Here is a 13,311-nt window from a genome sequence, read left to right as displayed (position 1 = left end):
CGAGAGCGCGGACACCGACACCGACACCGAGGCCGACGAGCACAGGACCCCGCGCCGGCGCCGCCGTCGCCGCGGCACCGCCCCCGAGCAGTCGCCGGCCGTCGCGGCCGACGAGCAGGAGGCCGAGTCCGCGCCGGCCGCCGCCGACAGCGCCGCCGATCAGGACGAGGCGGACGACCACGACGACCATGACGGCGAGGGGGCCGACGGGTCCGACGCCGACCAGGACGGCGAGGACCGCCCGTCCCGGCGCCGCCGTCGCGGTGGCCGTCGCCGTCGCCGTGGCGAGTCCGGCGACCAGGACCACGACGACAACGGTTCCGACGAAGAGTCCGACGAGTCGGCCGAGGGCCACGACGAGGACGACAACGGCGCCCACGACGACGACCACGACCAGGGTGGCTCCTCCTCCAGCAGCCGCCGCCGGCGCCGCCGTCGCCGCCGCGGCTCGGACGGCGGCGACGACAACGCGCCCGCCGCCGGTTCCGACGACCCGGAGCGCACCGTCGTCAAGGTCCGCGAGCCGCGCTCCCGTTACGAGGGCGGCACCGGTTCCGACGAGGTGCAGTCCATCAAGGGCTCCACCCGCCTGGAGGCGAAGAAGCAGCGCCGCCGCGAAGGCCGCGAGCAGGGCCGCCGCCGGGTGCCGATCATCACCGAGGCCGAGTTCCTGGCCCGCCGCGAGGCGGTCGAGCGCGTCATGGTGGTCCGGCAGAACGGCGACCGCACCCAGATCGGCGTGCTGGAGGACAACGTCCTCGTCGAGCACTACGTGAACAAGGAGCAGTCGACCTCCTACGTCGGCAACGTGTACCTCGGCAAGGTGCAGAACGTGCTGCCGTCGATGGAGGCCGCCTTCGTCGACATCGGCAAGGGCCGCAACGCGGTGCTGTACGCGGGCGAGGTCAACTTCGAGGCGCTGGGCATGTCCGGCGGCCCGCGCCGGATCGAGTCCGCGCTCAAGTCCGGCCAGCCGGTGCTCGTGCAGGTCACCAAGGACCCGATCGGCCACAAGGGCGCCCGCCTGACCAGCCAGGTCTCGCTGCCCGGCCGCTACCTGGTCTACGTGCCCGAGGGCTCGATGACCGGCATCAGCCGCAAGCTGCCCGACACCGAGCGGGCCCGGCTGAAGTCCATCCTGAAGAAGGTCGTCCCCGAGGACGCGGGCGTCATCGTGCGCACCGCCGCCGAGGGCGCCAGCGAGGACGAGCTGCGCCGCGACGTGGAGCGGCTCCAGTCGCAGTGGGAGGACATCAAGCGCAAGTCCAAGAGCGGCAACGCGCCCACGCTGCTGTACGGCGAGCCGGACATGACGGTGCGGGTGGTCCGCGACATCTTCAACGAGGACTTCTCCAAGGTCATCGTCAGCGGCGACGAGGCGTGGTCCACCGTGCACGAGTACGTCTCGCACGTCGCGCCCGACCTGGTCGACCGGCTGTCGCGCTGGACGTCGGAGGTCGACGTCTTCGCCAACTTCCGTATCGACGAGCAGCTGTTGAAGGCGCTGGACCGCAAGGTGTGGCTGCCGTCCGGCGGTTCGCTGGTGATCGACAAGACCGAGGCGATGGTCGTGGTCGACGTCAACACCGGCAAGTTCACGGGGCAGGGCGGCAACCTGGAGGAGACCGTCACCCGCAACAACCTGGAGGCGGCCGAGGAGATCGTCCGCCAGCTGCGGCTGCGCGACCTCGGCGGGATCGTGGTGGTCGACTTCATCGACATGGTGCTGGAGTCCAACCGCGACCTGGTGATGCGGCGGCTGCTGGAGTGCCTGGGCCGGGACCGGACCAAGCACCAGGTGGCCGAGGTCACCTCGCTCGGCCTGGTGCAGATGACCCGCAAGCGGGTCGGACAGGGGCTGTTGGAGTCCTTCTCCGAGACCTGTGTGCACTGCAACGGGCGGGGCGTCATCGTCCACATGGACCAGGCGACCACCACCGGTGGCGGCGGCAAGCGCAAGCGGCGTCGCGGTGCCGGTACCGCGGGCGAGCACGACCACGACCACGAGCACGAGACGGCCGTCGAGGCCGAGTCGGCGCAGGGCGACGAGGCCGAGCTGCCCGAGCTGGAGCCGATCGAGGTCGGCGAGTCGGACCTGGTGCCGGCGGTCGGCGACCCGGAGGAGGAGTGGTTCGGCAGCGCCGCCGAGGCGGAGGCCGCCGCGAACGGCTCCCGTGGCCGCGGCCGGCGTCGCGGTGCCCGCAAGGCCACGGCGCCCGCGGGGGCACCCGCCGCCGCGGACCACGAACCCGAGCCGGCCGTCGTGGTCGTCCCGGTCAGCGAGCCCGAGGTGGAGCCGGCCGAGGTCGAGCCGGAGCCGGCCGTCTCGACGGAGCCGCCGGCCCGTACCCGCCGTCGCGCCACCCGTAAGGCGACCGCGCCCGCGGGGGCGCCGGCCGCGGCCGAGGAAGCCGCGGTGGTGGTCGTACCGTCGGCCGAGTCCGCGCCCGCGGAGGTGGCCGCGCCCGAGCAGGCTGACGGCGAGCCGTCCTCCGAGGCCGAGCCCAAGAAGCGGGCGGCCCGCAAGGCCCCGGCGAAGAAGGCGGCGGCCAAGAAGACGGCGAAGAAGGCCGCCACTAAGAAGGCGGCGGCCAAGAAGACGACCACGAAGACGGCCACGAAGAAGGCCGCGACCAAGAAGGCAAGTTCTCCCGCGGAGTAGCTGGGCGGACCCTCCGGGGTGCCCCCGGACCCCGTCTCGGGATCACCTGCCGGTGGTGGGTTGCTCGCGGGCAACCCACCACCGGGCGCAAGGTCCGGGAATCCACAGGGACGGGCGACCCGGGCGGCCCTGCTCGACCCTGGCCGGATTTGACCCGGGTGGACGCGGTCCGTAGCCTGGACCTTCGGCGTTTCTGCGCCTTCCACTGAGCACATTCCTCCCAAGCCTCCACCGGGAGAGGCCCCTCCGCGGCAGTAATGGAGTGGCTGGCATCAGGGGTTTTCGAATCGAGCGAGAGAGTGAGTTCCGCGTGTACGCGATCGTGCGTAGTGGTGGCCGCCAGCACAAGGTGGCCGTCGGCGACATCGTCGAGGTTGACAGGATTCCCACCGGCAAGGTCGGCGACGTGGTCGAGCTCTCGACGCTGCTCGTCGTGGACGGCGAAGCCGTCACCAGCGACCCGTGGGTGCTCGCCGGGATCAAGGTCGAGGCCGAGCTTGTGGACCACCACAAGGGCAAGAAGATCGACATCCTGCGCTACAAGAACAAGACCGGTTACCGCCGTCGCCAGGGTCACCGCCAGCAGTACACGGCGTTGAAGATCACTGGCATCCCCGCCGCGGCTGCGAAGTAAGGGACTGAGGAGAGATGGCACACAAGAAGGGCGCATCGTCCACCCGGAACGGGCGCGACTCCAACGCTCAGCGGCTCGGTGTGAAGCGCTTCGGCGGCCAGGTCGTCAACGCCGGTGAGATCATCATCCGTCAGCGTGGTACCCACTTCCACCCCGGCTCCGGCGTCGGTATCGGCAAGGACGACACGCTGTTCGCGCTGTCCGCCGGTGCGGTCGAGTTCGGCGTGAAGCGCGGTCGCCGCGTGGTGAACATCGTTCCGGCCGCCTGAGAGGCAGGCCGTAAGAACCTTCGAGGGCGGACCCGTTTCCCGGACTCCGGGAAGCGGGGCCGCCCTCGGCGTGTTACAAGGCCAGTAGGCCCAGTAAGAACCGCGTGAACCCGTACGTTCTGGAGGAAGCACCCATGACCACCTTCGTGGACCGCGTCGAACTGCATGTCGCCGCGGGTAACGGGGGCCACGGCTGCGCCTCCGTGCACCGGGAGAAGTTCAAGCCGCTCGGCGGGCCCGACGGCGGCACCGGCGGGCGGGGCGGGGACGTGATCCTCGTCGTCGACCAGGATGTGACCACCCTGCTCGACTACCACCACAGCCCGCACCGCAAGGCCACCAACGGCAAGCCGGGCGAGGGCGGCAACCGCTCCGGCAAGGACGGCACCGACCTGGTGCTGCCGGTGCCGGACGGCACCGTCGTGCAGGACCGGCACGGAAACGTGCTGGCCGACCTGGTCGGCCAGGGCACCACCTACGTCGCCGGCCAGGGTGGCCGCGGCGGCCTCGGCAACGCCGCGCTCGCCTCGGCCCGGCGCAAGGCGCCCGGCTTCGCGCTGCTCGGGGTGCCCGGGCAGGCCCGCGACATCGTGCTGGAGCTGAAGACCGTCGCCGACGTGGCGCTGGTCGGCTATCCGAGCGCGGGGAAGTCCTCGCTGATCTCGGTGCTCTCCGCGGCGAAGCCGAAGATCGCGGACTACCCGTTCACCACGCTGGTGCCGAACCTCGGGGTGGTCAACGCGGGTTCGACCGTCTACACGATCGCCGACGTGCCCGGACTGATCCCCGGCGCCAGCCAGGGCCGCGGGCTCGGCCTGGAGTTCCTGCGGCACGTCGAGCGCTGCTCGGTGCTGGTGCACGTGCTGGACACCGCGACGCTGGAGTCCGACCGCGACCCGGCGACCGACCTCGACGTCATCGAGGCGGAGCTGCGGGCGTACGGCGGCGGGCTGGAGGACCGGCCGCGGCTGGTCGTGCTCAACAAGATCGACGTGCCCGACGGGCAGGAACTGGCGGAGATGATCAGGCCGGACCTGGAGGCGCGCGGCTACCGCGTCTTCGAGGTGTCCGCGGTGTCGCACGCCGGGCTCAAGGAACTGTCGTTCGCGCTGGCCGGGATCGTGGCGGAGACGCGGGCGGCGCGCCCGGCCGAGGAGTCCACTCGCGTGGTGATCCGGCCGCAGGCCGTCGACGACGCCGGGTTCACCGTCACGTACGACGGGGAGCTGTACCGGGTGCGTGGCGAGAAGCCCGAACGGTGGGTGCGGCAGACCGACTTCAGCAACGACGAGGCGGTCGGCTACCTCGCGGACCGGCTCAACCGGCTCGGCGTCGAGGCCGAGCTGGTCACGGCGGGGGCGAAGTCGGGCGACGGCGTCGCGATCGGGCCGGAGGACGACGCGGTGGTCTTCGACTGGGAGCCGTCGCTGGCGGCCGGCGCCGAGATGCTGGGGCGGCGTGGTGAGGACCACCGCTTCGACGCTCCGCGGCCCGCGGCGAGCCGGCGGCGTGACCGCCAGGCCGAGCACGACGAGGCGGCCGACGCGTATGACGAGTTCCATCCGTTCGGAGGGTGACGGACCGCCCGGGCTGCCCGCCCGGGTAGGTCGCCGGACCTTGCGGCCGGGTAGGGGTCCGGAAGCGTCGTGGCGGGGAGCCGTATCGCGTGCCTCGGTGAACCCCGCCTTGCGAGACGGTTACCGGGGGTGAGACGATCCCCGTATCTCTTGTTGCCGCTAGGTAGGTCTCACGTGTCCCTGCACCTTGCCCAAACCCGTACCACCGCTGTCGTCCTTGCCGGTGGCACGGGGCAGCGGGTCGGCCTGTCGATTCCCAAGCAACTGCTGAAGATCGCCGGCAAAGCGGTGATCGAGCACACGCTCGCCATCTTCGAGCAGTCGGACGCGATCGACGACGTCATCGTGCTGATGGCGCCGGGCTACGTCCCGGACGTCGAGAAGATCGTCACGAAGGCCGGTCTGAAGAAGGTCAGCCGGGTGATCGAGGGCGGCACGACGCGCAACGAGACCACCGAGCGCGCCATCGCCGCGCTGAGCGAGGGTCTGGAGCCCGGCCAGGACCGCAACGTGCTGTTCCACGACGCCGTGCGCCCGCTGATCTCGCAGCGGGTGATCGCCGACTGCGTGGCCGCGCTGGACCGGTACGAAGCGGTGGACGTGGCGATCCCGTCCGCGGACACCATCATCGTCACCCGCACCCACGGCGGCGACGGCGAGTTCATCACGGAGGTGCCGGACCGTTCCCGGCTGCGCCGCGGCCAGACCCCGCAGGCGTTCCGGCTGTCCACCATCCGCCGGGCCTACGAGATCGCCGACGGCGACCCCAACTTCCAGGCGACGGACGACTGTTCGGTGGTACTGCGGTACCTGCCGGACGTGCCGATCTACGTGGTCCCCGGCGACGAGCACAACATGAAGGTGACCACCCCGGTGGACGTCTTCATCGTCGACAAGCTCTTCCAGCTCGCCTCCACCGCGGCCCCCGGCCAGTCCGACGAGGCGGCGTACCGCGAACTGCTCGCCGACAAGACCCTGGTGGTCTTCGGCGGTTCCTACGGCATCGGCGCCGACATCGCGGCGATGGCCGAGGGGTACGGCGCGAAGGTCTTCGCGCTGGGCCGCTCCACCACCGGCACCCACGTCGAGGACCCCGAGCACGTCGACGACGCGCTGTCGCGGGCCTACGCGGAGACCGGCCGGGTCGACTACGTGGTGAACACCGCGGGCGTGCTGCGGATCGGCAAGCTCGCCGAGACCGACAACGCCACCATCGAAGAGGCGCTGCGGGTCAACTACCTCGCGCCGGTGCAGATCGCCCGCGCCTCCCACAAGTACCTCGCCGAGACCCGCGGCCAGCTGCTGCTCTACACCTCCAGCAGTTACACCCGGGGCCGGGCCGAGTACAGCCTGTACTCGTCCACCAAGGCCGCGATGGTGAACCTCACCCAGGCGCTCGCCGACGAGTGGGCCGGTGACGGTATCCGGGTCAACTGCGTCAACCCCGAGCGGACCGCCACCCCGATGCGCACCAAGGCGTTCGGCCAGGAACCGGCCGGCAGCCTGCTCTCCTCGGAGGCGGTCGCCCGCACCTCGCTCGACGTCCTGCTCTCCACCCTCACCGGCCATGTGATCGACGTCCGCCAGCAGGACCCGATGCAGGGTCTGTCCGGCGCCTCGGGGATCGAGCGCGCGCTGGCACACGTCCTCGCCCAGGGGGAGGACGAGCAGTAGTTTCGACCGGATCGGATCGACAGTCCTTGGGCCCGCGTGACACGGTGCGCCCAGGGACTTCGTCCGTTGATGAGGGGGCGCGGCGCCGGCCGGCCCGCCCCTTCCCGCACCGCCTCCTCGCCTTACGCAACCTCCGTATCCTCATTCGACGTCTCATTCGACATCGCACTGGAGCAGTCACCCCGTGATCTCAAAAGCCATTCGCATGGCCCGCGTGGCGTCCGGCGGCGAACTCGCCGCCGCGTTGCTCATGCTCCTCAGCTATCCGTGCCTGGTGATCGCCGCGCTGCTGCCGAGCCTGTGGTTCTTCGTGGCGGCCGGCGCGGTCAGCTACGTGACGGACTGGTTCCTGCACCAGCGCCGGTCGTACCTGATCAACCGGTTGGGCAAGGCCCGGGCCGGGCTGTCGCTGCGCTTCCTGCTGCGTGAGCTGACGCTGGTGCTGCTGATGGCGCAGATGAACCTCGCCAACACCCGGGCGTTCTCCGCGGCCATCGTCTGCTTCCTGGTCTTCTACGGCATGCAGGCCCCGCACGCGGCCCTGATCACGCTGATCCGCAACCGCCGCAAGCTGCCGTTCGGCACCCGCAACATCGACCTGAGCGGGATGCGCATCACCAACGCGCCGTCGGCCGCGCTGACTTCGCGCGCGGCCGAGAAGATACTGCACCTCGACCTGTTCGCGATGGTCGGCTTCCTGCTGTACGCGAAGGCCGGGCACATCGGGTTCGCCTACCTCGGTACCGCGCTGACGCTCGGCCTGGGCATCGTGTACACGCTGGCCCTGGCGCCGTACCTCACCCGCCGCAGGCTGCCGGCGAAGACCGATGCCGCGCTGGCGTTCATGGACACCTGGCTGCGGGGGTACCGGCCGAGCACCGTGCTGTACTTCTCCGGCTCGCCCGACTCCGCGTACCAGGTCAACATGTGGCTGGACACGATGGCGGACATGCCGGGGGAGCGGCCGCTGGTGATCCTGCGGGAGCGGGCGATCCTGCTCCAGCTCGCCGACACCGCGGTGCCGGTGCTGTGCGTGCCGGGTGCGGTGCACCTGATGAACATGGACCTGTCCACCGTGCGGGTCGCGCTGTACCCGGCGAACGTCGGCAAGAACATCCACCTGCTGCGGGTGCCGAGCATGAAGCACGTCTTCGTCGGCCACGGCGACAGCGACAAGGTCGCCAGCATCAACCCGTTCAGCAAGGCGTACGACGAGGTGTGGTCGGCCGGCAAGGCGGGCCGGGACCGGTACGCGCTCGCCGATGTCGGGGTGCGTGACGAGGACGTGGTGGAGGTGGGCCGCCCGCAGCTCGCCGGGATCGCCGCCCGGGACGGCTCGGCCGCGACCGGCATCCCGACCGTGCTGTACGCGCCGACCTGGGAGGGCTGGACCGACGAGCCCGGCAACACCTCGCTGATGCTGGCCGGTGCGAACATCGTGCGCGGCCTGGTCACGTCCGCGACCCCGGTCCGGGTGCTGTACAAGCCGCACCCGTTCACCGGCACCGTCAACCCGAAGGCGAAGCGGGCCCACGACAAGGTGGTCGCGGTGCTGGCGAAGGCGAACGCCGAGCGCGCCGCCGACCCGGCGTGGTCCGCGCGGATCGCCGAGGGCAAGGCGGCACAGGCCGTGGCCCGTACCGAACTCGCCTCGATTGAAGCCGAGTTGGAGTCGCTGGTGGCCGAAGCGACCTCCGCCGAGGGGGACATGGCGGTCATGTCCCGCGACTCGATCGCCGACCCGGAACTGGCGGTGCGGCTCGCCGAGTTGCGCGCCCGGTGGAACACCGCGTACTGGAAGTCGCTGAGCGCCTGGGAGCACAAGGTCGTCACCGGCCCGATGCCTCACCTGTACGAGTGCTTCAACGAGTCCGACGCGATGGTCTCGGACATCTCCAGCGTGGTGTCGGACTTCGTGGCGACCGGCAAGCCGTACGCCATCACCGATTCGGCCGAACTGGGCGAGGAGGAGTTCAAGCGGCAGAACACCGCCGCCCGCGCCGCTCTCATCCTGGACAATTCGGCAAGCCGGGTCGGCGAGCTGGTCACGGCCGTGGTCACCCCCGAGCGGGACCCGCTGGCCGGGTCGCGCAAGGAGATCAAGCAGTACCTGCTCGGCCCCGACCACCCGACCTCCATCGAGCGGTTCTCGCAGGCGGTGCGCGACCTCGCGCACCGGGCCGACGTCCGCCTCGTCCAGCAGGCCGCACTGGGGCAGGCGGGTGACGTCGATCCGCTGGACGGCCCGACCGCGCAGGCCAGGGCCTAGCCAGGGCCTAAGCTCCGTTTTCAACCCCACCAAGATCATGTCCTGGTGGGGTTGAAAACGAAGCCAAATGGAATGAACCGCTCCGGAACGGCGCGCCGATGAGGAACCGGCCGCAGATGGCCAGGAGCGAAACGCGCGGTGACGTCCGGGTATGCTCGCAGCCGGGGGCGCGGGTCGCGGCCCGCAGTGACCGCCCCCTGAATCCATCTGCATGGGACACGTAACGTGAAAGCACTTGTGCTCTCCGGCGGGGCGGGCACCCGCCTCCGGCCGATCACCCACACCTCGGCCAAACAGCTGGTGCCGGTCGCCAACAAGCCGGTGCTGTTCTACGGCCTCGAAGCCATCGCCGAAGCCGGGATCACCGAGGTGGGCATCGTCGTCGGCGACACCGCCGGCGAGATCAAGGAGGCCGTCGGCGACGGCTCCGCCCTCGGTATCGACGTCACGTACATCCCGCAGGACGCGCCGCTCGGGCTGGCGCACGCGGTGCTGATCGCACGCGAGTTCCTCGGCGAGGACGACTTCGTGATGTACCTCGGCGACAACTTCATCGTCGGCGGTATCACCGGCCTCGTCGAGGAGTTCCGGGCGGAGCGCCCGGAGGCGCAGATCCTGCTCACGAAGGTGCCGAACCCGACCTCCTTCGGCGTCGCCGAACTCGACGCGCAGGGGCGGGTGAAGAACCTGGAGGAGAAGCCGAAGCAGCCCAAGAGCGACCTGGCGCTGGTCGGCGTCTACCTCTTCACCCCGGCTGTCCACGAGGCGGTGCGCGCCATCAAGCCGTCCTGGCGCGGCGAGTTGGAGATCACCCACGCCATCCAGTGGCTGATCGACGAGCAGCGCGACGTGCGCTCCACCACGATCTCCGGCTACTGGAAGGACACCGGCAACGTCACCGACATGCTGGAGGTCAACCGGTCGGTGCTGGACACCCTCGAACCCGAGGTGCTCGGCGAGGTCGACGCGCAGAGCGAGATCATCGGCCGGGTCCGGATCGAGGCCGGCGCGAAGGTGGCCGGCAGCCGGATCGTCGGCCCGGTGATCATCGGCCGGGACTCGGTGATCAGCGACGCGTACGTCGGCCCGTACACCTCCGTGTCGGAGAACTGCCGGATCGAGGACAGCGAGATCGAGTACTCGATCCTGCTGCGCGACTCCTCGCTCACCGGTGTGCGCCGGATCGAGGCGTCGCTCATAGGGCGCAACGTCGAAGTGACCCCGGCCCCCCGCAACCCTGCCGCGCACCGCCTGGTGCTCGGCGATCACAGCAAGGTGCAGATCTCGTCATGACCGACCGCATACTGGTGACCGGCGGGGCCGGCTTCATCGGCTCCCACTACGTCCGTACGCTGCTCGGCCCGACCGGGCCCGGGGACGTGGAGATCACCGTCCTGGACAAGCTGACCTACGCGGGCAACCCGGCGAACCTCGACGAGGTCCGCGCCCACCCCGGCTTCCGGTTCGTGCAGGGCGACATCTGTGACGCCGAGCTCGTCGACAAGCTGCTCGCCGAGCACGACCAGGTGGTGCACTTCGCCGCCGAGTCGCACGTCGACCGCTCGATCCTGGGCGCCACCGAGTTCATCACCACCAACGTGGCCGGCACCCAGACCCTGCTGGACGCGGCGCTCCGCAACGACCTGCGGACGTTCGTGCACATCTCCACCGACGAGGTGTACGGCTCGATCGCCGAGGGCTCCTGGCCCGAGACCGACCCGCTCCAGCCGAACTCGCCGTACTCCGCGGCCAAGGCGTCCAGCGACCTGATCGCGCTCGCCTACCACCGCACCCACGGCCTGGACGTGCGGGTGACCCGTTGCTCCAACAACTACGGGCACCACCACTTCCCGGAGAAGGTCATCCCGCTGTTCATCACCAACCTGCTGGACGGCGGCAAGGTGCCGCTCTACGGCGACGGCGGCAACGTCCGGGACTGGCTGCACATCGACGACCATGTGCAGGGAATCGACCTCGTACGGAACCTCGGCCGCCCGGGAGAGGTCTACAACATCGGCGGCGGCACCGAGCTGTCCAACAAGGAACTCACCGGCATGCTGCTCGAAGCGTGCGGGGCCGGCTGGGACAGTGTGGAGTACGTCGAGGACCGCAAGGGCCACGACCGTCGCTACTCGGTCGACTGCACCAAGATCCGTACCGAGCTGGGTTACGAGCCGCGCAAGGACTTCGCGACCGGCCTGGCCGAGACCGTCGCCTGGTACCGGGAGAACCGGGCCTGGTGGGAGCCGCTGAAGGAGCGCGCCACACTGTGAAACCGCCGAACGCGACCTGGCTGGTGACCGGCGCCGCCGGGATGCTGGGCCAGGACCTGCTGGTCCGGCTGCGGACCGAGCCCGGTATCGCGGTGGTGGCCCTGGGCAGCACGGCCCTGGACATCACCGACCCCGAGGCGGTCGCCACCGCGATCGCCGAGCACCAGCCCGTGCTGGTCGTCAACTGCGCGGCCTGGACCGGGGTCGACGACGCGGAGAGCCGCGAGGCCGACGCCGCGCGGATCAACGGCGACGGGCCCCGGCACCTCGCCGAGGCGTGCGCCAAGTCCGGCGCGAAGCTGGTCCACGTCTCCACGGACTACGTCTTCGCCGGGGACGCGGACCAGCCGTACACCGAGGACGCCGCCACCGGCCCGCGCGGCGCCTACGGGCGCACCAAGCTGGCCGGCGAGCGGGCGGTGCTCGACACCCTGCCCGACGACGGCTACGTGGTGCGCACCGCGTGGCTGTACGGCGCGGCGCGCGGCAACTTCGTCCGCACCATGATCCGGCTGGAAGGCGTCAAGGACACCCTCGACGTGGTGGACGACCAGCGCGGGCAGCCCACTTGGACCGTGGACCTCGCCGACCAGCTGGTCCGGCTCGGCGAGGCGGCGCTCGCCGGCGACGCGCCGGCCGGCGTCTACCACGGCACCAGTGCGGGCGAGACGACCTGGTTCGGCTTCACCCAGGAGATCTTCCGGCTGCTGGGCGCGGACCCCGAGCGGGTCCGGCCCACCACCAGCGAGGCGTTCGTGCGGCCCGCGCCGCGACCGGCGTACAGCGTGCTCGGCCACGACCGGTGGCGGTCGGCCGGCATCGCACCGATCCGCGACTGGCGGTCGGCGCTGGCCGAGGCGTTCCCCGCCCTGGTCGCAGCCGAGCGTGGCTGAGGCCCCGGCCGACGCGGCCGGCGGGCGGGCACGGCAACTGGGCCGGCGCGCGCTCGCGGTGCTGCCGCCTGGGACCGCACTGGTCGGCGCCGGCACCGTGGTGCTGGGGCTGGCCAGCTACATCCAGCTCGCGGCCGCCGGCCGTACGCTGCCGTCCGACCGGATGGCGGGCGTGTCGGTGCTGTGGACACTGGTCTTCTCGGTCGGGCTCGGACTGTTCTTCCCGATCGAGCAGGAGATGACCCGGCTGGTCGCGGCCCGGGTGGTGGCGGGGGAGGGCACCGGTCCGGTGCTGCGCCGCGGCCTGGCCACCTCGCTGGGGCTGCTGGCCGCGGTGTGCGTGCCGGTGGTGGTCTTCGCGCACCCGATCGCGAACCGGCTCTTCGACGGCAACCTGTCGCTGGTCGGCGCGCTGTGCGCGGCGTTCGGTGCGCTGTCGGTGGCGTACGTGACCCGCGGCATGCTGGCCGGCACCGGCCGATTCACCGTGTACGGCGCGCAGTTGGCGCTCGACGGGGTGCTGCGGGTGGTGTTCTCGGTGCTGCTCGCGGCGATCGGCGCGCACTCGCCGCTGCTGTTCGCCGCGGTGCTGACGGTGCCGACGCTGCTGTCGGTGGGAGTCACGCTGCCGTGGGTGCTGCGGGCGGCGCGGTACGGCGCGGAGGGCGCCGTGAGCCGGCGCGCCGCGGCGAGCGTGGCCGGTGCGGTGGGCGCGGTGGGCGTGGCCGGTACGAACCCCGCGGCCGATGGTGACGTTGACGTTCCGGCAGATGCGGGTGCGGCGGCCGGCGCGGGTCCGGGCGGGTCCGTCCGGCCGGGTGGGTCGACGGCGTTCCAGCCGTCGCCGCCGCTGCCGTGGCGGGCGCTGTGGTCCGGTCTGCTGGCGCTGATCCCTTCCACGCTGCTCGCCCAACTGCTGGTGAACATCTCGGTGATCAGCGTGAAGCTGCTGGCGCCCGACGACACCGCGTTCATCACCGCGCTGCTGTCCGCGGTGGTGCTGGCCCGGGTGCCGCTGTTCGTCTTCGGCTCGCTCCAGGCGTCGCTGCTGCGCGGGCTG

At 71.0% G+C, this 13,311-nt stretch carries 10 protein-coding genes; all 10 read left to right on the top strand.

Annotated elements, in window-relative coordinates; translation table 11 throughout:
- Nucleotides 1-2,662 (top strand): Rne/Rng family ribonuclease (locus AC13HU_RS17305; RefSeq protein WP_483042775.1); only part of this gene is annotated, 2,662 nt, incomplete at its 5' end.
- A 310-nt stretch (nt 2,663-2,972) separates the two neighbouring features.
- Complete coding sequence (gene rplU, locus AC13HU_RS17300) at nt 2,973-3,296, top strand: 50S ribosomal protein L21 (protein WP_483042774.1); 324 nt, start codon at nt 2,973-2,975, stop codon at nt 3,294-3,296.
- 14 nt (nt 3,297-3,310) lie between these two features.
- Entirely contained in the window at nt 3,311-3,565 is a 255-nt protein-coding gene (gene rpmA / locus AC13HU_RS17295) for a 50S ribosomal protein L27 (protein WP_202233703.1), read from the top strand.
- Nucleotides 3,566-3,699: 134 nt separating this feature from the next.
- A complete protein-coding gene (obgE, locus tag AC13HU_RS17290; protein WP_483042773.1) occupies nt 3,700-5,142 on the top strand; it encodes a GTPase ObgE in 1,443 nt (480 codons plus the stop codon).
- 174 nt (nt 5,143-5,316) lie between these two features.
- Nucleotides 5,317-6,816: an SDR family NAD(P)-dependent oxidoreductase gene (locus AC13HU_RS17285; RefSeq protein ID WP_483042772.1), complete on the top strand. Its 1,500-nt coding sequence runs from the start codon at nt 5,317-5,319 to the stop codon at nt 6,814-6,816.
- A gap of 205 nt (nt 6,817-7,021) precedes the next feature.
- Nucleotides 7,022-9,085 carry a hypothetical protein gene (locus tag AC13HU_RS17280; protein WP_483042771.1) on the top strand — a complete coding sequence of 688 codons (2,064 nt, stop codon included), beginning with the start codon at nt 7,022-7,024 and terminating at the stop codon, nt 9,083-9,085.
- Between the two features lie 225 nt (nt 9,086-9,310).
- Nucleotides 9,311-10,378: a glucose-1-phosphate thymidylyltransferase gene (locus AC13HU_RS17275; RefSeq protein WP_483042770.1), complete on the top strand. Its 1,068-nt coding sequence runs from the start codon at nt 9,311-9,313 to the stop codon at nt 10,376-10,378.
- The gene (rfbB, locus tag AC13HU_RS17270) at nt 10,375-11,358 is read left to right on the top strand and encodes a dTDP-glucose 4,6-dehydratase (protein WP_483042769.1); all 984 of its coding nucleotides are present in this window, start codon (nt 10,375-10,377) and stop codon (nt 11,356-11,358) included. The genes AC13HU_RS17275 and rfbB overlap by 4 nt, the downstream gene beginning before the upstream one ends.
- Complete coding sequence (gene rfbD, locus AC13HU_RS17265) at nt 11,355-12,251, top strand: dTDP-4-dehydrorhamnose reductase (RefSeq protein ID WP_483042768.1); 897 nt, start codon at nt 11,355-11,357, stop codon at nt 12,249-12,251. The genes rfbB and rfbD overlap by 4 nt, the downstream gene beginning before the upstream one ends.
- On the top strand, nt 12,244-13,311 hold a 1,068-nt coding region (locus AC13HU_RS17260), incomplete at its 3' end, for a hypothetical protein (protein WP_483042767.1). The genes rfbD and AC13HU_RS17260, both read left to right, overlap by 8 nt.

The organism is Streptomyces sp. NH27 (genome assembly GCF_056859195.1).
Note: the sequence above shows the minus strand (reverse complement) of the source record. Positions and strands in the feature narration are given on the sequence as shown.